This is a genomic window from Plantactinospora soyae, from assembly GCF_014874095.1.
Lineage (GTDB): Bacteria > Actinomycetota > Actinomycetes > Mycobacteriales > Micromonosporaceae > Plantactinospora > Plantactinospora soyae.
Window position 1 is genome coordinate 4,132,731 of the sequence record NZ_JADBEB010000001.1, and the last position, 24,841, is coordinate 4,157,571.

Consider the following 24,841-nt stretch of genomic DNA (forward strand, 5'->3'; position numbering starts at 1 on the left):
GTCCCGGTCCGAGCCGCACTGGCGGCTCAGGCCGGTTGGGAAGGGCTGCTCAGGCCGAGTCGCGGGCCGCCATGATCGCCTCGGCCAGTCGTACCGGGTGACGTGAGCTGACCACCCAGTAGGGCGTGGGGTCGGCCGGATCGTCCAGCACCACCTGCACCGCCCCGGGTACCCAGGGACGCTGCACCACGAAGGCCAGCGGGTCCGCGCCGACGCCGAGCACCTCGCGCCGGCCGGCCACGTCCAGGGCGATCGCGTCCGTGACGAACTCCACCGGCAGCCGGGCGTCGTCGACCAGGAGTTCCCGGTCCCGGACCGCGACCCGGATCCGACCCAGCCAGCCGAGCCCGACGGCGGTCAGCGGAAACAGGATCACGAACGGCAGCCAGGCCCGGACGCCGGTCGAGCCGAGCCAGAGTTCGGCGGCCAGCAGTCCGGCCACGGCGGCACCGGCCAACCAGAGCCACCACGGCAGGCTCAGCCGTTCGGTGTACCCGGTGTGGGCCGGGGCGACGGCGGATTCGGAACTTCTCGGAGCCACGGTGTGAGGGTACGGCGCGGCGTGACCGGTTGACCCGGCAGGATGGTGGCATCACCGGTGGATCCGTGAACCCTGCCAGGAGAGTGACGCACGTGACGCACGTGGTGCCCGTACCGATTCGACGGCTCGATCCGGACCTGCCACTGCCGGCGTACGCCCATCCCGGCGACGCCGGGGCCGACCTGGTGGCCGCGGAGGAGGTCGAGATCCCTCCGGGCGAACGGCGCCTGGTCCGCACCGGCATCGCGGTGGCGCTGCCCGAGGGCTACGTCGGCCTGGTCCACCCCCGGTCCGGACTCGCGGCCAGGCTCGGTGTGACCGTGCTCAACGCGCCCGGTACGGTCGACGCCGGTTACCGCGGCGAGATCCTGATCAACCTGATCAACCACGACCGGGTCTCACCGGCGAAGATCTCGCGGGGTGACCGGATCGCGCAACTCTTGGTGCAGCGGGTGGAGCGGGCCGAGTTCCAGGCCGTCGACGAGCTGTCCGACTCCTCGCGTGGCGAGGGCGGGCACGGCTCGACCGGCGGGCACGCCGGCCTGGTCGTCCCGCGTGACCCGAGTGGCAAGACCGAGGGGGCGAGCGCCCACCCCGCAGCCGTGAGCGGAAGGTAGCAGGTACGCACGATGATCTTCTCCCGAGGACGCGGCGGCGGGCGTCACGCCCGTGACGATCGGTCCGATCGGCAGAGCGCCGACACCCAGGACCTCACCGCCTCGGCCGAACGCGCCGTCCCGCAGCGTGGGCCGTACGACCTCAGCGAGGCGCCGGACGGAGTGCAGCGACTCGACCTGGGCAGCCTGCAGATCCCGGCCATCGGGGAGGTGGAGGTACGGGTCCAGGCCAATCCCGAAGGCGTGATCCAGCAGGTCGTCCTGGTGTACGGCGAGAGCGCCCTCCAGTTGGGGGTGTTCGCCGCACCGCGTACGGACGGCATCTGGGACGAGTGGCGGGAGGAGATCCGGACGTCGCTGGCCGCCGACGGCGTGGTGGCCGAGGAGCTGACCGGCGACTACGGCACCGAGCTGCGGGCCCGGGTCCAGACTCCGGACGGCGGCGTGGCCGACCTGCGGTTCGTCGGCGTCGACGGCCCCCGGTGGATGATCCAGGGCGTGTTCCAGGGACGGGCCGCCAGTGACCCGGCCGTGGCCGGACCGCTGACCGAGTGCCTGGACGGGCTCGTGGTCGACCGTGGCCAGGAGGCCAAGCCGGTACGCGAGCCGCTGCCGCTGCGGCTGCCGCGCGATCCCGACGAGGCCGGGGCGACCACGGAGCAGGCCGAGGGGTCCGCGACGAGCGGCCCGCCGGTCAACGGCGTCGTCTCGGGGCAGCAGACGCCGCACCGGACCGACCCTCCGTCGGGGCGCCGGAACGCCTGACCACCCACGCGCCGCGCTGCCGACCGGACCGGATTCGGCTGAACCGGATTCGGCCGGACCGGCCCGGACCGCGCCGGCGCCACCGGCCCGTGCCGGGCGTGGCCGGGCGGCCGACTCCGGGCGTGCCGATCCGGCGTACGCTTGCGGGACGGCTCCACGCGGGTCGTGACGAGGACGTGCCGGGTCCGGCGCGTCGAGGAGGGTGACACCGGGTCATGGCGACCGACCAGGGTCGAATGTCGTGGCGGGGGTTCCTGCAGCGGCTGACCGCGAGCGAGGCCGAGATCGAGGCGGAGGAGTTGCTCCGGGAGAGCGCCGAGTGCGGCAGCACTCCCGCCGGGCAGTGCAGCCGCGGCCAGGTGGTGTCGGTCTCCGGCCGGCTCCGCACGGTGGTCTACACCCCCCGGACGAACCTGCCGACGCTGGAGGCGGACCTCTACGACGGCAGTGACATCGTGACCCTGGTCTGGCTGGGACGCCGGCACATCTCCGGGATCGAACCGGGCCGGCAATTGACCGCTCGCGGTCGCATGGCGGTACGTGATGACCGTAAAGTCATCTACAACCCGTACTACGAGCTGGAGTTGCCGCGGTGAGGGTGAGCCCAGGCGACTCCGGAAGCGACCGGAAGAAACCCACATGACCCCTGGACAGCCCCGAATCGACAAGACGGACGGCGAGCCGGACGCCGGCCGGGCCGCCGAGGACGACGAGCAGCTCCCCAGCCTCACCGAGCAGATGGCCGAACAGCTCGGTGGCTGGCGGGGGATGGTCGAGTCCAGCATTCCCGTGGTCGTCTTCGTAGTGCTCAACATCGTTACCGAGCTGCGGCCCGCCGTGATCGCCTCGGTGGCGGTCGCGGTGGCCATCGCCGTGCTCCGGCTGGTCCAGCGACGGCCGGTCCGACACGCGGTCAACGGCCTGTTCGGGATCGGCGTCGGCGCGCTGATCGCCTGGCGGACCGGTGACGAACGGGACTTCTATCTTCCCGGCATCCTCTACGGCATCGTCTACGGACTGGTCCTGCTGGGTTCGGCCGTGATCCGTCAACCGCTGGTCGGCTGGATCTGGTCGATCATCGTCGGTGGCGGCCGTTCGGAGTGGCGCGACGATCCACGGCTGGTCCGTACCTTCACCCGGCTCACCGTGCTGTGGGGCGTGGTGTGGCTGGCCAAGGTGGGCGTACAGGCCGGGTTGTACCTGGCCGACAAGGACACCGCGCTGGGCATCGCCCGGCTGGCCCTGGGCTACCCGCCGTACGCGCTGCTGCTGGTGATCACCATCTGGGCGGTACGCCGGGTGAACCGGACTCCGGCCGTACCGGCCGCTGTCGGAAACTGAACTGACCGCCGGCCCGGGCGACCCTGGGCGACGCCGCTCGGCTCACTTCGTGTTGCGGGTCCGTTCGACGCTGTCCGGACCGAGCACGACCTTGCGGACCTCGTCCTCGACCTCGGCGGTGCAGACGAAGATCAGCTCGTCGCCGGCCTCCAACGGGTCGTCGGGAGTCGGTACGAGCACCCGCTTGCCCCGCAGGATGGCGACCAGCGCCGAGTCCCGAGGCAGCGGTACGGCGTGGATCGGGTGGCCGACGTACGGCGCCGTCGGCGGCAGGGTGATCTCGACCAGGTTCGCCTCGCCCTGACGGAAGGTCATCAGTCGGACCAGATCGCCGACGGTGACCGCCTCCTCGACCAGGGCCGCCATCACCCGTGGCTTGCTCACCGCCACGTCGACGCCCCACTGGTCGGTGAAGAGCCACTCGTTCTCGGCCCGGTTGATCCGGGCGACCACCCGGGGCACCGCGAACTCGGTCTTGGCCAGCAACGAGACCACCAGGTTGACCTTGTCGTCGCCGGTCGCCGCCACCACCACGTCGCAGGTCGCGATGTCGGCCTCCTCCAGGCTGGCCAGCTCACAGGCGTCGGCCAGGATCCACTCGGCGGCCGGCACCCGCTCAGGGCGCAGCATCTTCGGCTTCCGCTCGATCAGCATCACCTGGTGCCCGTTCTCGATCAGTTCCTGGGCGATCGAGCGGCCCACGTTGCCCGCGCCGGCGATGGCTACCCGCATGTCAGCGCCCTCCTTCCGGGGGTGAGCCCGCCACCGTCGTCACCTGGTTGGCGACGTCGTCGGTGACCAGCATGGAGATCTGGTCGCCCTCCTGGATCACGCTGGAGGCGGTGGGCAGGGCGGCGATGCCGAACCGGGTCACGTACCCGACCCGTGCTCCGGTCGCCTCCTCGAGCCCGCGTACCGGTCGGCCGATCCAGCCGTCGTGGATCGGCACCTCGATGATCGAAATGGTGCTGGTCGGGTCGCGGAAGATCTCCACGTGTCCCTCGGGCACCAGGTGCCGGACGATCCGGTCGGCGGTCCACCGGACGGTGGCCACGGTGGGGATGCCGAGCCGCTCGTAGACCTGCGCCCGTTTCGAGTCGTAGATCCGGGCCACCACCCGGGAGACGCCGTAGGTCTCGCGGGCCAGCCGGGCGGAGATGATGTTGGAGTTGTCGCCGCTGGACACCGCGGCGAATCCGTCGGCCCGCTCGATGCCGGCCTGCCGTAGCACGTCCGCGTCGAAACCGGCCCCGGTGACCGTGATTCCGCCGAAGTCCGAGCCGAGCCGGCGGAAGGCGTCCGCGTCCTGGTCGATCACGGCCACCGAGTGGCCGCGCGACTCCAGGTTGTGGGCCAGGGTCGAGCCGACCCGTCCGCAGCCCATGATCACGACGTGCACGTACGTCCTCCTGGTGATCACGTGACCGACCCGTCGGAGTGGGTGGGTTCACCGAAAGCGTGCCATGCGACCCGTCCCCGGTGGTGCCCGACCTCCCCGACGGGTGCGGTCGAACCGGTCCGGGTCGCCCCGTCCGGCGCCGGGCCGGGCTGCCGGGCACCGGACCGGTGAAGATCGCCGCACCGGTCGGCCGGGCGATTCCGACAGCCGTACCCTTACCGGTTGTGGCCAGACCCACCTCGCTGCTGAAGCGCCTGCTCCTCGGCCGACCGTTCCGGTCGGACAAGCTGCAGCACACCCTGCTGCCGAAGCGCATCGCGCTGCCGGTGTTCGCCTCCGACGCGCTGTCCAGCGTGGCGTACGCCCCGGACGAGATCCTGCTGACCCTCTCCATCGCCGGCACCTCCGCGTACCTCTTCTCCCCGTGGGTGGCCCTGGCGGTCGTGGTGGTGATGCTGACGGTGGTGGCGAGCTACCGGCAGACCGTGCACGCCTACCCCTCCGGCGGCGGCGACTACGAGGTGGCCACGGTCAACCTGGGGCCGAAGTTCGGCGTCGGGGTGGCCAGCGCTCTGCTGGTCGACTACGTGCTGACGGTGGCGGTCTCGGTCTCCTCCGGCGTGGCCAACCTGGGTTCGGTGCTGCCGTTCGTCTCCGAGCACCGGGTGGGGGTGGCGGTGACCGCCGTCATCCTGCTCACCTCGATCAACCTGCGCGGGCTGCGTGAGTCCGGCACCGCGTTCGCGATCCCCACCTACGGCTTCATCATCGTCATCGTCGGGATGATCCTCACCGGGTTGGTCCGGATCTTCGTCCTCGGGCACGACCTCTCGGCGCCCAGCGCCAACCTGGTGGTCAGCGCCGAGCACGCCAACCTGACCGCCTTCGCGATGGCGTTCCTGCTGCTCCGGGCGTTCTCCTCGGGCTGTGCCGCGCTGACCGGGGTCGAGGCGATCTCCAACGGCGTCCCCGCCTTCAAGCCGCCGAAGAGCAAGAACGCCGCCACCACGCTGCTGCTGCTCGGCACGGTGGCGATCGTGATGATCGTCGGCATCATCTGGCTGGCCCGGCTGACCCACCTCCAGTTCATGGAGAATCCGGCCCGCCAGCTCGAACACGGGCCGCTCGACTACGTGCAGAAGACCGTGACCGTCCAGCTCGGCCAGGCGATCTTCGGCGACGGGGTACTCCTCTTCGTGGTCGCCGGGGCGACCGCGCTGATCCTCTTCCTGGCCGCCAACACGGCGTTCAACGGCTTCCCGGTGCTCGGCTCGATCCTGGCGCAGGACCGCTACCTGCCCCGCCAGTTGCACACCCGGGGTGACCGGCTGGCGTTCTCGAACGGCATCGTCTTCCTCGCGGTCGCCGCGTGCCTGCTGATCGTCGCCTTCCAGGCCGAGGTGACCCGGCTGATCCAGCTCTACATCGTCGGCGTCTTCGTCTCGTTCACGCTCTCCCAGGCCGGCATGATCCGACACTGGAACCGGCTGCTGCGTACCGAGCGGGATCCGGTGGTCCGGCGTCGGATGATCCGTTCCCGGGCGATCAACACCTTCGGGATGGGGCTCACCGCGGCCGTACTGGTGGTCGTCCTGATCACCAAGTTCCTGCTCGGCGCCTGGATCGCGATCGCCGCGATGGCCGTGATCTTCGTGATGATGCTCGGCATCCGCCGGCACTACGACCGGATCGCCGCCGAGCTGACCCCGGCCGAGGGCCGGCCGGTGCTGCCCGCCCGCAACCACGCCATCGTGCTGGTCAGCAAGGTGCACCAGCCGACCCTGCGGGCGGTCGCCTACGCTCAGGCCACCCGGCCGGACACGCTGACCGCGTTGACGGTCAGCGTGGACGACGTCGACACCCGGGCGGTCCAGGCCGAGTGGGAGCGACACGGGATGACCGTGCCGCTGACCGTCATCGACTCGCCGTACCGGGAGATCACCCGGCCTATCCTCGACTTCGTCGCCTCGGCCCGCCGGGCGTCACCCCGCGACGTGGTCACCGTCTTCATCCCCGAGTACGTCGTCGGGCACTGGTGGGAGAATCTGCTGCACAACCAGAGCGCACTGCGAATCAAGGGCCGGCTGCTCTTCGAACCGGGAGTGATGGTGACCAGCGTGCCGTGGCAACTGGCCTCGACCGCCCGGAAGAACCTGGACCGGTACGACGCGACACTGCGGCGCGGACCCGCCCGGGGCCCCCGGGGCGCCAGCGTCGGCGACCTGCTCACCCCACCGGCGCCGTCGGGCGGCAGCACGACCGCCCCGGCGCGACCGTCGAGCCTGAGCACCGCGCCACCGCCGCCGCCCCCCACCACCGCACCGTCACCCCCGCCTCCGCCGCCCGGTACGGATCTCGACGATCCCCCGCCGGCCCCCGGTGCCGACACCGCCGGCCCCCGATGAGTCCCGGTGAGGCGGAGCGGGTCGAGCGGGCCACGACCGGCCCCGGTGAGGCGGAGCGGGTCGAGTTGACCGTCGGCGCGGTGGCGCACGGCGGGCACTGCGTGGCGCGGCTCGACGGCCAGGTGGTCTTCGTCCGGCACGCCCTGCCCGGCGAGCGGGTTATTGCCGAGATCACCGAGGTACGCCGGGACTTCCTGCGGGCGGACGCGGTGACCGTACTCGAACCGTCGCCGGACCGGGTCGAACCGCCCTGCCCGTACGCCGGTCCGGACCGGTGTGGCGGATGCGACCTCCAGCACGTCGCGCCTCCGGCGCAGCGGGACTGGAAGGCGGAGGTGGTACGCGAGCAGTTGCGCCGGCTGGCCCGACTGGACCCGGCCGAGGTCGCCGAGCTGGACGTCCGGGTCGACGCGCTGCCCGGTGGATCGCTGGGCTGGCGGTCCCGGGTGCGCTACGCGGTCGACGGGGCGGGCCGGGCCGGCCTGCTCAAGCACCGCTCACACGAGGTCGTCCCGATCGACCGCTGCCTGATCGCCCACCCCGCGATCCAGGACCAACCGGTCCTGCCGGCCAGCGGCCGGAGCTGGCCGGACGCCGACGTGGTGGAGGTGATCGCCTCCTCCGGCGGCGACGTGACGGTGCGCCCGCGCCGGACGACGGGGCTGGGTCTCGGCGGTGAACTGGGCGACGCCGCCGACCCGGTGGACGGCGTCGACGCGGGGCAGCCCGGCGGTGACCCGTCCGGTGGGCGTACCGCCCCGGGTGGGGCCGCCGGACCGGGTGCGGTCGAGGCGCCCGTCGAGGCGACGGGAACGGTACGGGAGCTGGCCGTCGACCGGGTGTGGGAACTGCCGCCGGAGGCGTTCTGGCAGGTACACCCGGCCGCGGCGGACACGCTGGTGGCGGCCGTACTCGACCTGCTGGACCCGCGCGACGGTGAGTCCGCCTGGGACCTCTACGGCGGTGCCGGCCTGTTCGCCGCCGCGCTGGCCGGCGAGGTCGGCCCGACCGGCCGGATCACCCTGGTCGAATCGGCCGCGGCGGCGGTCCGGGCCGCCCGGCAGAACCTGAGCGACCTGCCCCAGATCGAGGTGGTACGGGCGTCGGTCGCTCCGGCGCTGTCCCGGCGCCGCATCATCGGCCCGGTGGACCTGGTGGTGCTGGATCCGCCCCGGGCCGGTGCCGGGGCGGAGGTGGTCCGGGCCGTCGCGGCCGCCGCCACCCGGGCGATCGCCTACGTGGCCTGTGACCCCGCCTCCTTCGCCCGGGACGTGCGGACGTTCCGGGAGGCGGGCTGGCGGCTCGCCGCCCTGCGCGGATTCGACCTCTTTCCGATGACCCAGCACGTGGAACTCGTGTCGTTGCTGGTGCCGGCGGCCCCGACCACCACCGGCTGAGCGGTACGGCTCCGTCGACGGGCCGTGCCGCCTCAGCCGGTACGGCTCCGTCGACGGTCAGCGGCCGCCGCGTCGCTTCAGCGTCCGTTCGTAGTCCTGGAAGCGCGCCTTCGCGATCGCCGAACGGGTCTCCGAGCGCAGCACGATGCCCTCGGCCCGACCCGGCGTACCGTCCAGCGCCACCGTCGTCGAAGGCAGGTACTCGCCGAGGAACCGGAACATCTTGTCGAGGTCGGTCGGCAGTTCGGTGGCCTCGACCGCGTCCAGCCGGGGCACGGTCTCCAGCCCCGCGGCGGCGGCGGTCTCCAGCAGGTCATCCTCGGCCAGGAAGCGCTGGCCGGCCGCCTCGCGCCAGGCCGAGATCCGCTCGGCCGGCCAGGTCAGGAGTTCCGCGTGGTCGTCGAGGACCGCGACGTCGAACAGCCGGGCGCCCACCGTCCGGGCGTTGGTGTAGTGCTTCGACCCGGCGGTGACCTTTCCGCCGTAGACCTCGAAAAAGTGGACCACGATGCGGTCCGGTCCGGTCGGCCGCAGCCGGTCGGCGATCGGGCGGAGCGCCTCGACGATGCCGAGGGCGGGATTGCCGATCAGGTCGCCACGGGCGTAGAGGAGTTCCTCGCGGCTGCCGATCAGATAACTGCCGTCGGGCAGCGAGACGATCCGGCCGTTGGTGCCGTCGATCTTCTCGGTCAGGAACACCCGGCCGGCGAACGGGACGGTCGCGTCGAGCAGCCCGCCGTTGCGTGGGTCGAGTTCGTGGTAGGTCGGGATCGACGGGTACTTCGTCATCGAGTTGATGATCGAGAGGTCCGCCGTACGGACGTCGAAGTCGGACACGCTGTCTCCCCGTCATCTGCCGCTCCCGAACGGAGTGGCGGCTCAGGCCACCTTCGGGGATGGAGATCGAACTGGCAACGCAGATATCGACGGGTCGGACCGTCGCGGCCCCGGCACGGCGAGGACGTGCCGGCGTCCTCGCCGTGCCGTGACCGCGATCAGGAGGTGACGTGTACGGCGGCCCGGCGGCCGGTGGAGACAGCCTCCGAATCGCGGCGCGCGGCTCGGGCGGAGGCCCGGTCGCGGAACCGGATCCAGGCGACGATCAGCAGGATGAACGGAAGTAGTGGCAGCGCGAGCAGGAGCACGATGCCTACCGCGAGTACCTGACCCGCGGCGTAGCGGCCGGACATCGGGGCGCTACGGGCGCGGCCGGGAAAGCGGCTCGGGCGGGGGCCAGCAGGCGACATGTCGAGACCTTAGGGGAGGGTGGGGTTACCGGCCATGCTACGGCTCTTCGCGGTATCTGCCCGATTTTTCGTTCGTTTGGCCGAGTCCCTCCCCACCACTCGCGGTTGGGGGACGTCGACTGTCCGCTACCGGAGCACCGTCCGGTCAACGGGACTCTGCTGATCGCCGACGGCTCTGCGCCGGGTGGCGAAGCGGTTCGCCACCGGAGAGCGGTCGGCGTCGACTACCCTGCCCGCCGACGCGTCTCAGCTGGCCTGCGGAAGCCGGCCCGACACCGATCTTCACCGGATCCACCACCGATCTTCACCGGATCCGACCCCGGTCCTCTGGCGGCCCGGCTGCGGGCCGTACCGGCCCCGATAGACTCTGCGGCTATGAGCCTGTGTAGGGAGCGAATCAGCCAGCCCAGTGCCGTGCGGCCCGATACGCCTGCCGAGCACGGCGAGGTGGTGGCATGAGCGACCGTACCGAGGAGACGAATTCCGCCCGCCGGTTGCTGGGCGCGGTGCGAGGACCGCAGGACGTCAAGCGGATGTCCGGCGACGAACTCGACCTGCTCGCCGCCGAGATCCGGGACTTCCTGGTCGCCAAGGTGTCCCGGACGGGTGGGCACCTCGGCCCGAACCTCGGGGTCGTCGAGCTGACCCTCGCCATGCACCGGGTCTTCGACTCGCCCCGGGACCGCTTTCTGTTCGACACCGGCCACCAGGCCTACGTACACAAGATGCTCACCGGTCGGCAGGAGGGCTTCGACCAGCTGCGACAGCGCGGCGGCCTGTCGGGCTATCCGAGCCAGGCGGAGAGCGAACACGACCTGATCGAGAACTCGCACGCCTCGACCGCGCTCTCCTATGCGGACGGGCTGGCCAAGGCGTACGCCCTGCGCGGCGAGTCGCGCAACGTCGTCGCCGTGGTCGGTGACGGGGCGCTCACCGGTGGCATGTGCTGGGAGGCGCTGAACAACATCGCCGCCGCCCGCAATCCGCTGGTCATCGTCGTCAACGACAACGGCCGGTCGTACGCCCCGACCATCGGCGGGCTGGCCGACCACCTCTCGACGCTGCGGCTCAACCCCGGCTACGAGAAGGTGCTCGACACCGTCAAGGAGGCGCTCGGCTCCACCCCGCTGGTCGGCAGGCCGATGTACGAGGTGCTGCACGCGGTCAAGAAGGGCATCAAGGACGCGGTAGCCCCGCAGGCCATGTTCGAGGACCTGGGCATCAAGTACCTCGGCCCGGTCGACGGGCACGACGTGGCCGCGATGGAGTCGGCACTGCGCCGGGCCAAGGGCTTCGGCGGGCCGGTGATAGTGCACGCGGTGACCCGCAAGGGTCTGGGCTACCGCCCGGCCGAGGAGGACGACGCCGACTGCCTGCACAGCCCGGGCACGTTCGACGTGGAGACCGGCAAGCTGCTCGCCGCCCCCTCGGTGAAGTGGACGCACGTCTTCGCCGACGAGCTGGTCGCGGTCGCCGACGAGCGGCCCGACGTGGTGGGCATCACGGCCGCGATGGCCGAGCCGACCGGGATCGCCGCGATGGCCCGCAAGTACCCGGAACGGGTCTACGACGTCGGCATCGCCGAACAGCACGCGGTCACCTCGGCCGCCGGCCTCGCCCTGGGCGGCCTGCATCCGGTGGTGGCGGTCTACGCGACCTTCCTCAACCGGGCGTTCGACCAGGTGCTGCTCGACGTGGCGATGCACAAGCTGCCGGTGACGTTCGTGCTGGACCGGGCCGGGATCACCGGCCCGGACGGCCCGAGCCACTACGGCATCTGGGACATGTCCGTGTTCGGGGTGGTTCCCGGGCTGCGGATCGCCGCGCCTCGGGACGCCGCGACCCTGCGGGCGGAACTCCACGAGGCGGTCGCGGTCGAGGACGGGCCGACCCTCCTGCGGTTCCCGACCGGATCGGTCACGGCCGATCTGCCGGCGATCCGTCGGGTCACCGCCGCCGGCTCGGTGTCGGGCGGCGTGGACGTGCTGGCCGAGTCCGCCCGTGCCGACGTGCTGCTGGTCGCCGTGGGGGCGTTCGGGCACCTCGGGATGGAGGTGGCTGCCCGGGTCGCCGAGCAGGGCTACGGCGTCACCGTCGTCGACCCGCGCTGGGTCCGGCCGATCCCACCGGAGCTGGTCACCCTGGCCGGCGCGCACCGGCTGGTGGTCACCGTCGAGGATGGCGTACGGGCCGGCGGTGTCGGCGACGCGCTGGCCAAGGCGATGCGGGACGCGGACGTACGGGTGCCGCTGCGCGATCTGGGCGTACCGCCGGTCTGGCAGCCGCACGGCACCAGGGCGCAGATCCTGGCCGACCTGGGACTCACCGCGCAGGATGTGGCCCGGGACGTCACCGGCTGGGTCTCCCAGCTCGACGACGAGTCCATCGCACCGGTCCGGGTGACCGCCGCCAACGGTGGCGACCGGACGGCGAAGGGCCGCAACGGACGCGGCTGATCCCGCGCCAACGAACCGACGGGCCCGGTCGACCTGACCGGGCCCGTCGTCGCTCTACCGGGTTGGTCAGTTGCCGCCGAACGAGCGCTGGATCGTCTCGTCAGAGTGCGTCAGGCTGTACGTCTGCCTGCTGGTCGGCTTGTCCAGGACGACCAGACCGGGGCGGTCGATCCGGCGGGGCGTACCGGGCGGCAGCGTGAGGCTGCTCTCCGAGCTGTCCTCCCAGACCAGTACGACGACGGGGCTGGGCAGCGGCAGGAGGTACCCCTGGAGCGGCTCGGACCGGTCCGCGGCCGACACCACCGGCGGGCCGTCGGCCGGCCGCACCATCACCGCGGTCATCACGCCGTCGTCGGTACGCCAGCGGAGCTGCTCGAGCTTGCTCAGCCGTCCGGAGTCGTCGAGCGCGACCTCGCCCAGCGTCTTCGTCCTGACCTGGTCGATCGGCCAGGACGCCGGCACCGATCCGGGATGGACCCGGCCGTGCACCCGGTGCGCGATGCTGCCGAAGGCGCCGGTCTTCTCGCCGAGTCGGCAGGTGTCGAGCCCGCGCAGCGCCGCCCCCGCCGAGGCGGTGTCGTCGTTGACCAGCGGATAGCGCGGTCCGGCCGTACCGGTGCCGAGATCGACGAGCCGGTCGGCGGACTTGCCGCTCGGCAGCGACTCGCTGGGGCGCAGCCGGGCGGTGACGGTGGCGGCGGCGCAGGCCGGCACGGCGACCGGGGCGGTCAGGCCGTCCGTGACGGCCAACGTCTGGCGGTCCGGTCCGAGGAGGCGGTCCACCCGGGCCGAGACGAGGTAGCGCCGCCCGGTGGGAAGCTGCACCGGCAGTACGTCGGAGTAGACCAGGTAGCCCGGATCGGTGTACTCGACCGCCCGGTCGACGCGGAAGTCCGTGCCGTCGCTGGTCAGTTGCAGCAACCAGGACGCCGACTCGCCCGGTACGTCGGCGGCGACGAGTGCCAGCCGGGCGCCGTCCACCTCGCCGAGCCAGAGGATCCCCGACGAGGGGAGGTGGACCCGGTCCTCGACCGGTGAGCGCCACTCGTCCACGGCCTTCGCCACGGCGGTGGTCGCTTGTGGATCCCCGGCCAGCGTGCCCCGGGACGGCCAGACCTGGAGGGTGCCATCCAGTGTGTCGTAGCCGACCCGCAACGCGACCGCGGGCTCCTTCGGCACGGTCCCGCATCCGCCCGCGAGGAGAGCCAGCACCAACACCGCGCCGGTGATCCCGGTACGAGGGACTGAACCCACCGCTGTGCCCCCGATCCGCCTCAGCTGTCTACAGAAGCCACATCCTACGAGATCTCGGACGCCGGCCGGGCATCACCCGGCAAAGCCAGCCGATCGGGTCCGCCCCGCTGCGGGTCGGCGGAAGATGCCGCTCGCCCTGCGGTAACCGGCCGCCCAGGCATCCGGGACCAATCGGGTACTCCTGTAGACTCCGCCGACTGTGACGCTTGCCGAGCCACGTCTCGAAACCACACCGGACCCGGAGGGCCCCGAGCCCGGAGGGCGCACGGCGACCGGAACCGACGGGGGCGCGGCGGAGTCGGCAGGTTCGGGCGCCGATGCCGGAACGGGGCCGGCCGCCACGCCCGGAGCGGGCTCGGCCGCCGATCCCGAGACGGGTTCGCGACCCGGCGCCGCCGTCGAGGATCCGGGTACGCCGGACCGGAACAGCGGTACTCCGACGACCCGCCCGCCGCGTTGGCCGACCTGGCGCCGCGACCTCGCCGTGTACGCGTGCTTCCTGGTCGCCGCCTTCTGGGTGACCAGTCAGATCTGGCTGGACCCGGCGGGTCGGGTGGCGTCGCTCTACAGCAGCGACCCGGCCCAGGTGCAGTACTTCCTCGCCCATTCGGTCCGGGTGGTGCTGCACGGCGAGTTCCCGTTCTTCACCGACCGGTTGAACTATCCTGATGGCGTCAACCTGATGGCCAACACGGCGATCCTGGGGCTGGGCATCCCCATGGTGCCGGTGACGTTGCTGTTCGGGCCGGCGGTCTCGTTCGTGGTCCTGGTGACGCTCGGGTTGGCCGGCACCGCCTCCGCCTGGTATTACGTGATCTCCCGTCACCTGGTGAAGGCGCCGATCGCGGCCATCGTCGGGGGCTGGTTCTGCGGCTTCTCCCCGGCGCTGCTGTCGCACGCCAACTGGCACCCCAACATCATTTCGCAGTTCCTCCTGCCGTTCATCGTCTGGCGGGTCATGGTGCTGACCCGGTCCACCCGGGTGATCCGGGACGGTGTGATCCTCGCGCTGCTGGTCACCTACCAGGCGTTCATCAACGAGGAGATCCTGCTCTTCACCGCGCTGGCCTGCGGGATCTTCCTGTTCGCCGTCGTGGTGCAGCAGTCGGGTCGGTGGGCCGCCGCGTGGCGACCGCTCCTCGGTGGGCTGGCGGTCTGCACGGTGCTCGCCGGAGCGCTGCTCGCGTACCCGCTGCTGGTGCAGTTCGCCGGGCGGCAGGCGTACCACGGGCTCAGCGACGCGGTCCGGGACTACGGCAACGACCTCGCGGCGTTCTTCGTGCCCGGCTCCACCACGCTGGGCGGGAACCAGCGGGCCAACCTCGACCTCGCGCCGAACTACTCGGAGGAGAACGCCTTCTTCGGCTGGAGCCTGGCGCTGCTGACCGTGGCGATCGTGGCCTGGCTCCGGCGTGAGGTGATCATCCGGGCCCTCGCGGTCACCGGCCTGATCTTCGCGGTGCTCTCCCTCGGCGAGCGGATCTCCTGGTGGAACCGGGGGGCGTTCTGGGGGCCGTGGGACGTACTGGTCAAGGCGCCGCTGCTGGACGCGGTGGTGCCGACCCGGTTCGGCCTGATCACCACCGTCGTGGTCGGACTTCTGCTCGCCCTGGCCACCGACCGCGCCTGGGCGATGGAGATCGCCGACCGGCGGATGCTGCGTACGGTGGTGGTCGCCGCGCTGGCCATCGCGCTGGTGCCGATCCTGCCGCTGCCGCTGCGGGAGGTCAGTCGGCCACCCGTGCCGACCTTCATCACGTCCGGGCAGTGGCGCCCCTTCGTCGGGCCCGAGCAGACGCTGGTGCCGGTGCCGATCCCGGCGATGGGACACACCAACGGGATGCGCTGGGCCGCGTCCACCAACCTCGACTTCAAGATTCCCGGGGGCTACTTCCTCGCGCCCCGCAACGGGAACACCGGCGATCCGGGACGGTTCGGCGGACGCCCGAGCGGGCTCAGCGCCGTGCTCGACGAGGTGGCCACGACCGGCCGCCCGGTGACCCTGAACGACCGGCAGCGTCGACGTGCTCTCGACGAACTGCGCCACTGGCGGGCCGCGATCCTGGTGCTGCCGGTACGGCAGGACAACGTCGAGGCGCTGCACCGCACCGTCGACCAGATCGCCGGCCCCGCCCAGCGTCGGGCCGACGTGTGGGTATGGGACGTCCGCGCCCTGACTGACCGTACAGCTGGGTGAGCGGGCCGGGTCGCCCCGCCGAGACCGCGCCGGAGGACGTCGCGGTCCCGACGGACGCGCCCGGGTCGCCGCCGGTGAACCGCCGGTGGTGGTGGGTACGGCCGGACGGCTGGCCGGCCCGCACCGGCTGGTTCCGGGCGCTGCGGGCCCGTACCGGCCGGCTCGGCACCGTTGCGGCTGCCTGGGCCGGACGACGTCGCGGGCCGCTCGTCGACGGAGCCGTTCTCACGTTCTACCTCGCCGTGGCGGGCTACGTCACCTCTCCGCTCTGGCTGAACCGGGACCGGATGACGTACGCGGACAACGACATGATGCTCTTCGAGTGGATGCTCTCCCGGGCCGCCCAGGCGGTGACCGGGCTGGAGAATCCGCTCTACAGCACCGCGTTGAACGCGCCCGACGGGATCAACCTGATGGCGAACACGTCGGTGCTGGGCCTGGGCCTGCCGCTGACCCCGGTGACCCTGCTGTTCGGCTCGCAGACCAGCTACCTGCTCGCCGTGGTGCTCTCTCTGACCGGTACGGCCGCCGCCTGGTACCTGTTCCTGTCCCGGCGCCTCGTTCCGTCCCGGCCCGGCGCGGCCGTGGCCGGGCTCTTCTGCGGGTTCGCGCCCGGAATGATCTCCCAGGCCACCGGGCACCTGCACATGATCTCGCAGTTCCTGGTCCCGGCGATCCTCTGGGTGGTCTTCGACCCGCGTACCGACCGGGTACGGCGCCGGGGCGTACTGCTCGGACTGCTGGTGACCTATCAGGTCTTCCTCGGCGAGGAGGTGCTGGCCTTCCTGGTTCTCGCCTGCGGGCTGTTCACCGTCGGCTACGCGGTGGCGGCTCCGGCGACGGCCCGACGGCTGGCTCCGGCGTTCCTCGGTCGGCTGGGCGTGGGCACGGTGACCGGGGTGGTGCTGTTGGCGTACCCGCTGTGGTTCCAGTTCTTCGGCCCCGGGCACTACCGGGGACTGCCGTTCGACCCCGCCGCGTACGCCCTGGACCTGGAGTCGTTCACCGCGGTGGCCCGGCAGTCGATCACCGGGTACGACTCGGTGCCCGGCCTGCTCTCACCGAACGCGACCGAGGAGAACTCCTTCTTCGGCCTGGGGTTGATCGTGCTCTGCGCGGTGATCGCGATCTGGCAGTGGCGGCGGCCCCTGGTCAAGGCGCTGGTGCTCTGTGCGGTGGTCTTCGCCGCGCTGGCGCTGGGTGAGACCGTACGGCTCGGCGGGCAACCGCTCGACCTGCAAGGCCCGTACCGGCTGGTTTCCGGGCTGCCCCTGATCGACCTGGCGGTGCCGGCCCGGTTTCCGCTGATCTGCGTGCCGGTCCTGGCGATCCTGCTGGCGATCTCCTTCGAGCGGGTCTTCGACCGGGCCAACCGGCCGGCCGAAGTCGCCGGAGCCGCTGGAGTCGCCGGAGCGCATCCCGCGACCGACCGACCGGCTCCGTTGGGCGCACGGGTGCCGGTCCGGCTGCTCTGGACCGGGGCGGTCGTCGCCGTGTTGCTGCCGGTGGCGCCGGCGCCGCTGGTCACCAAGCCGGTCTGGCCGGTCCCGGAGTTCATCGCCAGCGGGCAGTGGCGGTCGTACGTGCCGCCGGGGCGCACCCTCGTGCCGGTGCCGCCGACGACGGGCAGCGAGGCGATCGCCGGGATGTACTGGTCGGCGCGGACCGGGCTGGCGTTCACCGCGCCGGGCGGGTACTTCATCGGCCCGACGGGTGCGGACGACCGGCAGGCCCGGTGGGGTTCGCCGGACCGGCCGACGGCGGTGCTGCTCGGCCGGGTCGCCCGCAGCGGAGAGGTGCCGGTGATCGGCGACGCGGAACGCCGGCAGGCGATCGAGGATCTCCGGCACTGGCGGGCGGCGATCGTGGTGCAGGGCGGCCTGCACCGGGGCGCTCCGGTCAAGGAGACGCTCGACCGGCTCCTCGGCCCGGGGCGGGACATCTCCGGCGCCTGGGTATGGGACGTCCGCGCCCAGGTCGACGGCTGACCCGCCGCCGATCAGCCGACCCGCCGGTACGGCCGTGGAACGGTTCGGCCGGCGGCCGGATCGGCCGGGAGTCAGCCGACCAGTGGGCGGACGTCCCAGAGCCAGACGTCGTCCACCCGCTGACCCGGACCGAGCAGCCCGGCCAGCAGCACGTGCAGCGCCGGGGTCGCCGGATGGTCGCCGAGCACCACCACGGAGGCCTTCCAGAACCGCAGGTCCTCGATCGCCTGGCGCCGGTTCTCCTCGGTGACCACCGGCGCCGCTCCCCGGTCCATCGTCCCGTAGATCAGCATGCTGGTCGGCCGGGACGGGGCGCCGAACACGCCGCTGCCCTCCGCGTTGGGCCCGATGAAATAGCCGGCCGGAATCGGGAACGCCTGCTCGGTCAGGGCGCTCCACCTCAGTGTCGAGAGGCCGTGCACGTTGCTCGGAATGGGCACCGGCACCAGGGTGCGGCCTGCGGGGACGTAGGGCCGCCAGGCCCCGGAGGTGATGAAGTGCGGCGGCAGGTCGATGTGCTGGGCCGGCAGCGGGCGGGGGAAGATCGGCAGCAGCGCGAGCGCGATGGCCGCGTACGCCAGGATCCGCAGCCGTGGCCGGGCCGGCTCCAGCCGGCCGGGTACGTCGACCGCCGTGCCGCCGTCCAGCGCGACGGTGCTGGGCCTGCCGTTGCCGGACAGCCCGTTCGTGGGCCTGCCGTTGCCCGGCAGCGGGATACCGGCCAGCCCGGTCGGACCCGTCCGGGTCCTGGCGACCTCGTTCCAGGCGAGCGCGATCAGGATGCCGACCGCGGCCACCGTGACCAGGCTCAGTCGGGTGGGCATCATCATCTCGACCAGCGGGAGATCCTCGGGCAGCAGGTGCCACGGACCCTCGATCTCGGTCACCCGGCCGTCGATCCGGACCTGCCGCCCCAGCGAGGCGAGCGCGAATCCGACGGCGAGCAGCGAGGCGATCCGGGCGGTCACGCTGGTGCGCCAGAGCAGGACGGCGACCAACACGGCCAGCCCGACGAGCGGCCAACCGAGCCAGGTGTTCTGCTCGGTCATCCCGATGGTCTTCTCCACCTCCGGCGAGCCGGCGATGGTGTCCCGGGAGTACGTCACGAAGGCCCGCAGGTCCTCGCCCCAGTTGTGGAAGACGCCGCCCTGCAACCCCCGGTAGGACTGCGGGCCGTTGAACTGGTACCAGATCGGGTAGCCGGCCAGCAGCAGCGCCAGGGCACCGCCGACGCCGAGCCCACGGAGGAAGTTCCACGCCCGGGCCCGGGTCTGCGACCACCGGAAGACGGCGTACAGCAGCACGATCGCCGCGCAGGCCAGCGCGGTGAGCAGCAGCATCTCCTCGTTGATGAAGATCTGGTACGTCACCAGCAGCCCCAGCACCACTCCGCCCCGCAGCCAACGGCCCGGCTCGCCGAGCCGGAGCACCCGGACCACGATGAGTGGAAGCAGGAAGTTCGACGCGAAGTTCGGCTGGCCGTTGGCGTGGTGGATGATGCCGGGCGCGAAACCGAGGAACGCGCCGCCGACGAACGCGGCGCCCCGGGAGGCGACCAGGTGGCGGGAGAGCATCCAGTACGAGGTCGCGGCCGTGGCGGCCAGCGCACCACCGAGATACACCGAGTACGACACCTGCGGGCCGAAGAGCAGCGTTATCGGGGCCAGTGGCAGGCTGATGCCGAGCACCGACGTGTTCGCCATCATGTTGACCCCGTCCGGCGCGTTCTGCCGGGCCGAGAAGAGCGGGTTCTCCAGGTGCTGGACCGAGTACGCGCCGTGCGCCAGCAGCCACTCGAACCAGCTGTGGTCGGTGGGCAGGTGCGACGACACCCGGTGCTGGATGTCGGCCCAGTAGTTGGCGCAGACGAAGACACCGAGCAGGACGTACGCTCCGATGACCAGTACGTCGGCCCGCGCGGGTGCCCGGAACCTACGCCACCGGCGAGGTCGACCGGTCTCGGTCGAGCCGGCCTCGGCGTCCGAAGAGTTGTCCACCACCGGAACTGCCACGAGGCGCCATCGTACAGGTGGCTTCGCGTCCGATTTGCCGCTACCCGGTGTGGTCCATCCGGAGTGTGCCGGAGCGCGGGGTGGGGACGTCGCCGGATCCTCGGGAGGGAAGTGCATGCCCACCATCGAGCTGGGTGAACTGGGTGCCGAGCCGGCGCACGATCTGGTCGGCACCGGGAAGCGGGCGCCTCGTCCCGGAGATCGTCGGTCGATGCTCCTCCGGGTCGGGCTGCCGGCGGTGCTCGTCGGGCTGCTCGCCACGATGGCCGCCGGTAACCCGTTTCCCGGGCCGTGGCGGGCGGTGGACGTCCCGGCCCGGCTCGGCGCGATGGTCCTGGCGGACCGGGACCGGGTGTTCGTCGTCGCCGGGGTGGGGACGTACACGTCCGGCCGGGAAATCGCCGCGTACCGGCTGCCCGAGGGCACGCCACGCTGGCGGACGACCCTGCCACCCGGCGACGTGAGCCAGCCGATGCTGCTCGGCGACACGCTGGTGCTGGTGTCGTACTCGGAACAACCGTCGGGCGGACAGATCGTGGTCACCGCGGTGGACGCGACGACCGGGGCGCTCTCCTGGCACCGGGCGGCGACGCTGGAGGCGATCAGCGGCACGGGTGACCTCGTCCTCTGGGCCGGGCCGGAGGGCTGGAATCCGCTGGACGGGGACGAACAGGACCCGGTCGAGGAACGCCCGCCGGGGACCCTGCAGGTGGTGGACCCGGCGTCGGGAGACGTGCGCTGGTCGATGCCGACGCCGGCCGGTGCCCGGCGCGCGTACGACCACTCGATGCTCGGCCAGGGTCCGAAGGTGGCGCTGGTCGCGTCGGAACGCATCGAGATGCGTGACCTGATCACGGGTGCCGTCATCCGGACCGCCCAGCTGCCACCGCCCACCGAGCGAACCGACAACTACTGGTACGTCGACGTCGTCGACGACCTCGTCATCGTGCACGAACGGCGGTCGCTGACCGCGTACGGGTGGCACGGGCCGGACAGGCTGGACCGCAGGTGGTCGATCCCCAATGAGAAGGGCCTGGAGTACGGGCCGGTCACCTGCGGGTCCCAGCTCTGTACCTACCTGCGGGACAACGGGGTGCGGGTCCGGGACGGTCGGACGGGTCAGGTCCGATGGTCGGACTCCCGCTGGACCAGCCTGTTGCTGGCCGGCGACGTCTGGATCGCCACCGCCGGTTCGGATTTCGGTACCCCCAATCTCCAGTACGCCGTGGATCCCGCCACCGGACGGGTGCTCGCCGAGCTGGGCTCCTGGCAGCTGGTCGACAGCGAGGCCGGAGATCCTCGGCCGATCGGGATCCGGATCGGCGCGAACCGTCGGGCCTGGGTGGCCGAGATCGACACGACGACCCTGCGGACCCGGGTGCTGACGGTCCTGGAGGGTGTCTCCGGCGACTGCGGGCTCAGCGGGGAGACGCTGCGCTGCCGGTTGGCCGACGGCTCGATCGGGCTGTGGCAGCTACAGCGGTAGCCGAGGCCGGCCCCGGACACCGGCGCAGGCGCGTCCCCGGCCGGTGACTTGTCGACCACGGATAGGTTGTCCCTGGACGAGCGGCCGGGGAGGTCATGGTGCGGGTACTGGTGGTGGAGGACGAGCGGAATCTCGCCGACGCGATCGTCCGGGGACTGCGTCGGCAGGGCATGGCGGTCGACGTGGCGTACGACGGGTCCGCCGGGCACGAGATGGCCTTCGTCACCCGGTACGACGTGGTGGTGCTGGACCGGGACCTGCCCGGCGTGCACGGCGACCAGATCTGCGCCGACCTGGTCACCTCGGGAACCCTGACCCGGGTGCTGATGCTCACCGCGAGCGGCACGGTCGCCGACCGGGTCGAGGGGTTGCAGCTGGGCGCCGACGACTACCTGCCGAAACCCTTCGCCTTCGACGAACTGGTGGCCCGGGTGCAGGCCCTCGGCCGCCGCGCCACCCCGGTGACTCCGCCGGTGCTCGCCGTGGCCGACCTGGTGGTCGATCCGGCCAAACGGGTCGCCACCCGGGGCGGGGTGGTGGTGGACCTGGCCCGCAAGGAGTTCGGCGTGCTGGAGGAGCTGCTCAAGGCGCGCGGCGCGGTGGTCTCCAGCGAGGAACTCCTCGAACGGGTCTGGGACGCCAACACCGACCCGTTCACCACGACCGTCCGGGTGACCGTGATGACGCTGCGCAAGAAGCTCGGCGACCCACCGCTGATCGAGACGGTGGTCGGCGCCGGCTACCGGGTGCCCGACCCCTACATACCCGGCCAGGTGAGCGCGTGACCGTCTATCTGACCCGGCGCCGGCCCCGGCTGCGCCCGACCCTGCGGCTCCGGCTGACCCTGCTCAACGGGGTACTGCTGATCGGCGCCGGGGCGATCCTGCTGCTGCTCGCCTGGCTGCTGGTCGGCGACGCGCTGCGCCCGACCGAGCAGTTGCAGCCCGGCACGCTCGTCGAGCTGACCGACGGCCGGACGATCGACGCGAGACAGTGGCAGGAGCAGCTCGTCCAGGCCCATTCGCGGGAGTTGCTGGCCAAGGGCCTGGTGGCGCTGCTGGCGATCAGCATCGTCGGTGTCGCCGGGGCGTACGCGGTCGCCGGCCGGGCACTCCGGCCGCTGCACCAGGTCACCTCGACGGCGCGGCGGCTCGGTGAGGCCACCCTGGACCAGCGGATCCGCTACTCCGGGGCGGACGACGAGGTGGCCGAGCTGGCCGGCACCTTCGACGCCATGCTGGACCGGATCGGTGGCGCCTTCGAGGCGCAGAAACGCTTCGTCGCCAACGCCTCGCACGAGCTGCGTACGCCGCTGGCGGTGATGCGTACCGAGATCGACGTGACGATGGCCGACGACGAGGCGGACGTGGCGGAGTACCGCCGGATGGCGACCGTGGTCCGGGACGCGTCCGAACGGGCCAACAACCTGGTCGACGCGCTTCTCGTGCTGGCGCGCAGTGAGGCCCAGGCCGGCCGCCGGCTGGCCCGCAAGGCGCCGACCGACCTCGCCGCCGGGGCGAGTTCGGCGCTCTCCGCGATGCGGGTCGAGGCGACCCGGCTCAAGCTCCAGGTCGACACGACCCTGGAACCGGCGCCGGTCGTCGGCGATCCGGGCCTGCTGGAGCGGCTGGCCGGCAACCTGGTGGAGAACGCGATCCGCTACAACCACCTGCACGGCCGGTTGTGGGTGCGTACCGGTTCGGATCCCGAGCAGGCCTGGCTGGTGGTCGGCAACACCGGCTTCGAGGTGGAGCAGGTGGACGTACCCGGGTTGTTCGAGGCGTTCCGGCGCGGCGGTCGGGAGCGAACCGGAGCCCGGGGTTCGGGGCTCGGGCTGTCGATCGTCCGGGCGGTCTGCGACGCGCACGGCGGCACGGTCAGCGCGGTGGCCCAGAGCGGCGGCGGGTTGGAGGTCACCGTGACGCTGCCGGCGGCCGACACCACCCCGGTGGTGGCCGCCTCCGCAGTCGTCGGGGGGTAAGGAAGGGCCCCTTCCTATCGTTTTCTGTAGAAGAAGGGCCCCTTCCTAACACTTCTGCGACTCGGCGGCGGGTGCGGGCGGCTCAGGCGACCAGGTCGAGTTCGCGGACCTGACGCCGGATCGTCCGGAGCCGGGCGGCGGTGATTCCGAGTTCCTGGGCGACGTCGGCGTCGCTCGCCTCCGGCCGGGCCGCCTGGATCGCGGCGGCGAGCGCTGCCGTCTCGGTGATCGGTCGGCGGGGTCGGGCCGAGGTGGCGGTGCCGGCCGTGCTGCCGGAGGAGGCCCGTTTCCGGGGCGTACCGGAAACGGCCGCCGGGCGGGGACGGGCGGCGGCGATGGTCGGCCCGGTAGTTTCCGATCCGGGGTCGCCCGACCCGCGAGCTGCCGGAACGGAGAGGCCCGACCCGGAATCGCCGGACCCGGGGACGGCCGGTGTGGCCGGCACCGGAGCGACCCGAGGCGTCTTCCGGGAGGTGCCCGGCGCGGCGACGGTCGCGACGGCGGGTTCCTCGGCCCGCGCGGCCTTCTCGGCCTGCTCGATGGAGATCCGGCCACCCAACTCGACCAGGCAGATGCTGGCCACCACGATCAGCCCGTCGACCGAGAGCGGCAGCAGGTACGGCGACGCGCCCGTCTCGCCGTACCGGGCGGCGACCCCGACCATGTGCCAGTACGACACCCAGGCGGCGATCCCGGCGATGGTGGCGGTGGCGGCCATCCTGGCGAACGCCAGCGAGCGGCGGTGCACCGGTACCCGGGAGATCAGCTCGACGGTGAGCAGGAGCGCCAGTGGGGGCCAGGCGGCGATGGCCTGGCTGATCGGGTTGTCCCGGGCGTGCAGGACGTTGGCCACCACCGAGGCCGCCACCCCGAGGGTCAGGGTCGCGCGTACGGCCCAGCGGACACGGCGAAGCTGTGGGAGGGGCACCTGTCACTCCTTGCCTGTCGTCGTGCTTCCTCTCGGTCCAGCGGACCATTCGGCCCGACCGTCGATCATCCTTACGGTCAGCGGCGGCTAGCCGGTGCTATAACCGGATCTCCGGCGTGTCGCTCACGAAGGGTTTGCGTTCCGTGTGCTCACCGTGCGAGCCTCGGCCGTCGCGAGCGGCGGACGACGAGCATCGGGGTGCTCCGCGCCTCGTCCCGCCCCGGCCCGCTTTGTCCCGCCTCGCCCGGCCGACCGTCCGCCTCGGTGCGACAGGTTCATCCACTGTGGAGGTAGCGCACGTGAGTTCTGTGATCCAAAACATCAGCTTCGACTCTGCCGACCCGTACGAGTTGTCCGGCTTCTGGGCCGAGGCGCTCGACCGCTCCCGCCACCCCGAGGACCAGCCCGGCGACGACGAGACGGTGCTGCTTCCACCCGACGGTGTCGGTCCGGACGTCTACTTCCAGCGGGTGCCGGAGGGCAGGTCGGGAAAGAACCGACTGCACATCTGCCTGCGACCGACCGACCGGAGCCGGGACGCGGAGGTCGATCGCCTGATCGGGCTGGGTGCCACCCACGTCGCCGACCACCGCGAGCCGGACGGCACCGGCTGGGCCGTACTCGCCGACCCGGAGGGCAACGAGTTCTGCGTTCTGCGCAGCGCCACCGAGCGGGCCGGCTGACGGCGACCGCCTGACTCTCCCGTCCGGCGTCTCTCCCAGACCGTGCGAAGGAGGACCTGTCGATCGTGGTGACCGGGAACCCTGGCGTACGGCGAGCGACGTGCCGCGAGCCGGGACAGGTCCCCGATCACCACGATCTGTGGG

At 72.0% G+C, this 24,841-nt stretch carries 21 protein-coding genes; 13 read left to right on the plus strand and 8 right to left on the minus strand.

All coding sequences use genetic code 11. The features are described 5' to 3' along the window. Positions 1-49: 49 nt before the first annotated feature. Positions 50-541, minus strand: coding sequence for a DUF3093 domain-containing protein (locus tag H4W31_RS18485; protein WP_192767801.1), 492 nt, complete (start codon positions 539-541; stop codon positions 50-52). A 92-nt stretch (positions 542-633) separates the two neighbouring features. Here H4W31_RS18485 and dut point away from each other — a divergent pair, with 92 nt between their 5' ends. The 4 genes from dut to H4W31_RS18505 all read left to right on the plus strand — a co-directional run bounded on the left by dut (position 634) and on the right by H4W31_RS18505 (position 3,264). Then, positions 634-1,158 carry a dUTP diphosphatase gene (dut, locus tag H4W31_RS18490; protein ID WP_192767802.1) on the plus strand — a complete coding sequence of 175 codons (525 nt, stop codon included), beginning with the start codon at positions 634-636 and terminating at the stop codon, positions 1,156-1,158. 12 nt (positions 1,159-1,170) lie between these two features. Further along, positions 1,171-1,923, plus strand: coding sequence for a DUF3710 domain-containing protein (locus H4W31_RS18495; RefSeq protein WP_192767803.1), 753 nt, complete (start codon positions 1,171-1,173; stop codon positions 1,921-1,923). A gap of 215 nt (positions 1,924-2,138) precedes the next feature. Continuing rightward, the gene (locus H4W31_RS18500) at positions 2,139-2,519 is read left to right on the plus strand and encodes an OB-fold nucleic acid binding domain-containing protein (RefSeq protein ID WP_192767804.1); all 381 of its coding nucleotides are present in this window, start codon (positions 2,139-2,141) and stop codon (positions 2,517-2,519) included. Between the two features lie 43 nt (positions 2,520-2,562). Continuing rightward, positions 2,563-3,264 (plus strand): DUF3159 domain-containing protein, encoded by a 702-nt coding sequence (locus tag H4W31_RS18505; RefSeq protein WP_192767805.1) that lies wholly within the window; start codon positions 2,563-2,565, stop codon positions 3,262-3,264. 42 nt (positions 3,265-3,306) lie between these two features. On the opposite strand, the gene H4W31_RS18510 is transcribed toward H4W31_RS18505, so the two are convergent. Continuing rightward, on the minus strand, positions 3,307-3,996 hold the full coding sequence (locus tag H4W31_RS18510; RefSeq protein ID WP_192767806.1) for a potassium channel family protein: 690 nt from the start codon (positions 3,994-3,996) through the stop codon (positions 3,307-3,309). A gap of 1 nt (position 3,997) precedes the next feature. Continuing rightward, positions 3,998-4,663: a potassium channel family protein gene (locus tag H4W31_RS18515; RefSeq protein ID WP_192767807.1), complete on the minus strand. Its 666-nt coding sequence runs from the start codon at positions 4,661-4,663 to the stop codon at positions 3,998-4,000. A gap of 224 nt (positions 4,664-4,887) precedes the next feature. On the opposite strand from H4W31_RS18515, the gene H4W31_RS18520 reads away from it, so the two are divergent. Continuing rightward, positions 4,888-7,068 (plus strand): APC family permease, encoded by a 2,181-nt coding sequence (locus tag H4W31_RS18520; RefSeq protein WP_404825598.1) that lies wholly within the window; start codon positions 4,888-4,890, stop codon positions 7,066-7,068. After that, entirely contained in the window at positions 7,065-8,465 is a 1,401-nt protein-coding gene (locus tag H4W31_RS18525; RefSeq protein ID WP_192767808.1) for a class I SAM-dependent RNA methyltransferase, read from the plus strand. Before H4W31_RS18520 ends, H4W31_RS18525 begins: the two co-directional genes overlap by 4 nt. Before the next feature lie 57 nt (positions 8,466-8,522). On the opposite strand, the gene H4W31_RS18530 is transcribed toward H4W31_RS18525, so the two are convergent. After that, positions 8,523-9,302: an RNA ligase family protein gene (locus tag H4W31_RS18530; RefSeq protein ID WP_318783257.1), complete on the minus strand. Its 780-nt coding sequence runs from the start codon at positions 9,300-9,302 to the stop codon at positions 8,523-8,525. Positions 9,303-9,460: 158 nt separating this feature from the next. Beyond that, entirely contained in the window at positions 9,461-9,712 is a 252-nt protein-coding gene (locus tag H4W31_RS18535) for a hypothetical protein (protein WP_192767809.1), read from the minus strand. Between the two features lie 455 nt (positions 9,713-10,167). On the opposite strand from H4W31_RS18535, the gene dxs reads away from it, so the two are divergent. Continuing rightward, positions 10,168-12,168, plus strand: a complete 2,001-nt coding sequence (dxs, locus tag H4W31_RS18540; protein WP_192767810.1) for a 1-deoxy-D-xylulose-5-phosphate synthase — start codon at positions 10,168-10,170, stop codon at positions 12,166-12,168. A gap of 66 nt (positions 12,169-12,234) precedes the next feature. Here the strand turns inward: dxs and H4W31_RS18545 are convergent, their stop codons facing one another. After that, entirely contained in the window at positions 12,235-13,422 is a 1,188-nt protein-coding gene (locus tag H4W31_RS18545) for a hypothetical protein (RefSeq protein WP_192767811.1), read from the minus strand. Positions 13,423-13,621: 199 nt separating this feature from the next. Here H4W31_RS18545 and H4W31_RS18550 point away from each other — a divergent pair, with 199 nt between their 5' ends. Together H4W31_RS18550 and H4W31_RS18555 are read left to right on the plus strand one after the other, a co-directional pair. Next, positions 13,622-15,619, plus strand: a complete 1,998-nt coding sequence (locus tag H4W31_RS18550) for a hypothetical protein (RefSeq protein ID WP_192767812.1) — start codon at positions 13,622-13,624, stop codon at positions 15,617-15,619. Continuing rightward, the gene (locus H4W31_RS18555) at positions 15,616-17,607 is read left to right on the plus strand and encodes a hypothetical protein (protein WP_318783259.1); all 1,992 of its coding nucleotides are present in this window, start codon (positions 15,616-15,618) and stop codon (positions 17,605-17,607) included. Before H4W31_RS18550 ends, H4W31_RS18555 begins: the two co-directional genes overlap by 4 nt. Positions 17,608-17,678: 71 nt before the next feature. On the opposite strand, the gene H4W31_RS18560 is transcribed toward H4W31_RS18555, so the two are convergent. Next, complete coding sequence (locus H4W31_RS18560; RefSeq protein ID WP_192772206.1) at positions 17,679-19,607, minus strand: hypothetical protein; 1,929 nt, start codon at positions 19,605-19,607, stop codon at positions 17,679-17,681. 127 nt (positions 19,608-19,734) lie between these two features. On the opposite strand from H4W31_RS18560, the gene H4W31_RS18565 reads away from it, so the two are divergent. From H4W31_RS18565 to H4W31_RS18575, 3 genes are all read left to right on the plus strand, one after another. Further along, positions 19,735-21,105: an outer membrane protein assembly factor BamB family protein gene (locus H4W31_RS18565; RefSeq protein ID WP_192767813.1), complete on the plus strand. Its 1,371-nt coding sequence runs from the start codon at positions 19,735-19,737 to the stop codon at positions 21,103-21,105. 98 nt (positions 21,106-21,203) lie between these two features. After that, positions 21,204-21,890: a response regulator transcription factor gene (locus H4W31_RS18570; RefSeq protein WP_192772207.1), complete on the plus strand. Its 687-nt coding sequence runs from the start codon at positions 21,204-21,206 to the stop codon at positions 21,888-21,890. Positions 21,891-21,898: 8 nt separating this feature from the next. Then, positions 21,899-23,086 carry a sensor histidine kinase gene (locus H4W31_RS18575; RefSeq protein ID WP_192772208.1) on the plus strand — a complete coding sequence of 396 codons (1,188 nt, stop codon included), beginning with the start codon at positions 21,899-21,901 and terminating at the stop codon, positions 23,084-23,086. A gap of 82 nt (positions 23,087-23,168) precedes the next feature. Here H4W31_RS18575 and H4W31_RS42860 read toward each other — a convergent pair whose 3' ends face one another. After that, positions 23,169-24,014, minus strand: coding sequence for a DUF2637 domain-containing protein (locus H4W31_RS42860; RefSeq protein ID WP_318783260.1), 846 nt, complete (start codon positions 24,012-24,014; stop codon positions 23,169-23,171). A 299-nt stretch (positions 24,015-24,313) separates the two neighbouring features. On the opposite strand from H4W31_RS42860, the gene H4W31_RS18585 reads away from it, so the two are divergent. Beyond that, complete coding sequence (locus H4W31_RS18585; protein WP_192767814.1) at positions 24,314-24,697, plus strand: VOC family protein; 384 nt, start codon at positions 24,314-24,316, stop codon at positions 24,695-24,697. Positions 24,698-24,841: the final 144 nt, after the last annotated feature.

Excerpts from the sequence above, each read along its gene's own strand:
- H4W31_RS18495 (WP_192767803.1), top strand. The coding sequence starts at position 1,171 with ATGATCTTCTCCCGAGGACGCGGCGGCGGGCGTCACGCCCGTGACGAT.
- H4W31_RS18500 (WP_192767804.1), top strand. The coding sequence starts at position 2,139 with ATGGCGACCGACCAGGGTCGAATGTCGTGGCGGGGGTTCCTGCAGCGG.
- H4W31_RS18505 (WP_192767805.1), top strand. The coding sequence starts at position 2,563 with ATGACCCCTGGACAGCCCCGAATCGACAAGACGGACGGCGAGCCGGAC.
- H4W31_RS18510 (WP_192767806.1), bottom strand. The coding sequence starts at position 3,996 with ATGCGGGTAGCCATCGCCGGCGCGGGCAACGTGGGCCGCTCGATCGCC.
- H4W31_RS18525 (WP_192767808.1), top strand. The coding sequence starts at position 7,065 with ATGAGTCCCGGTGAGGCGGAGCGGGTCGAGCGGGCCACGACCGGCCCC.
- H4W31_RS18535 (WP_192767809.1), bottom strand. The coding sequence starts at position 9,712 with ATGTCGCCTGCTGGCCCCCGCCCGAGCCGCTTTCCCGGCCGCGCCCGT.
- dxs (WP_192767810.1), top strand. The coding sequence starts at position 10,168 with ATGAGCGACCGTACCGAGGAGACGAATTCCGCCCGCCGGTTGCTGGGC.
- H4W31_RS18565 (WP_192767813.1), top strand. The coding sequence starts at position 19,735 with ATGCCCACCATCGAGCTGGGTGAACTGGGTGCCGAGCCGGCGCACGAT.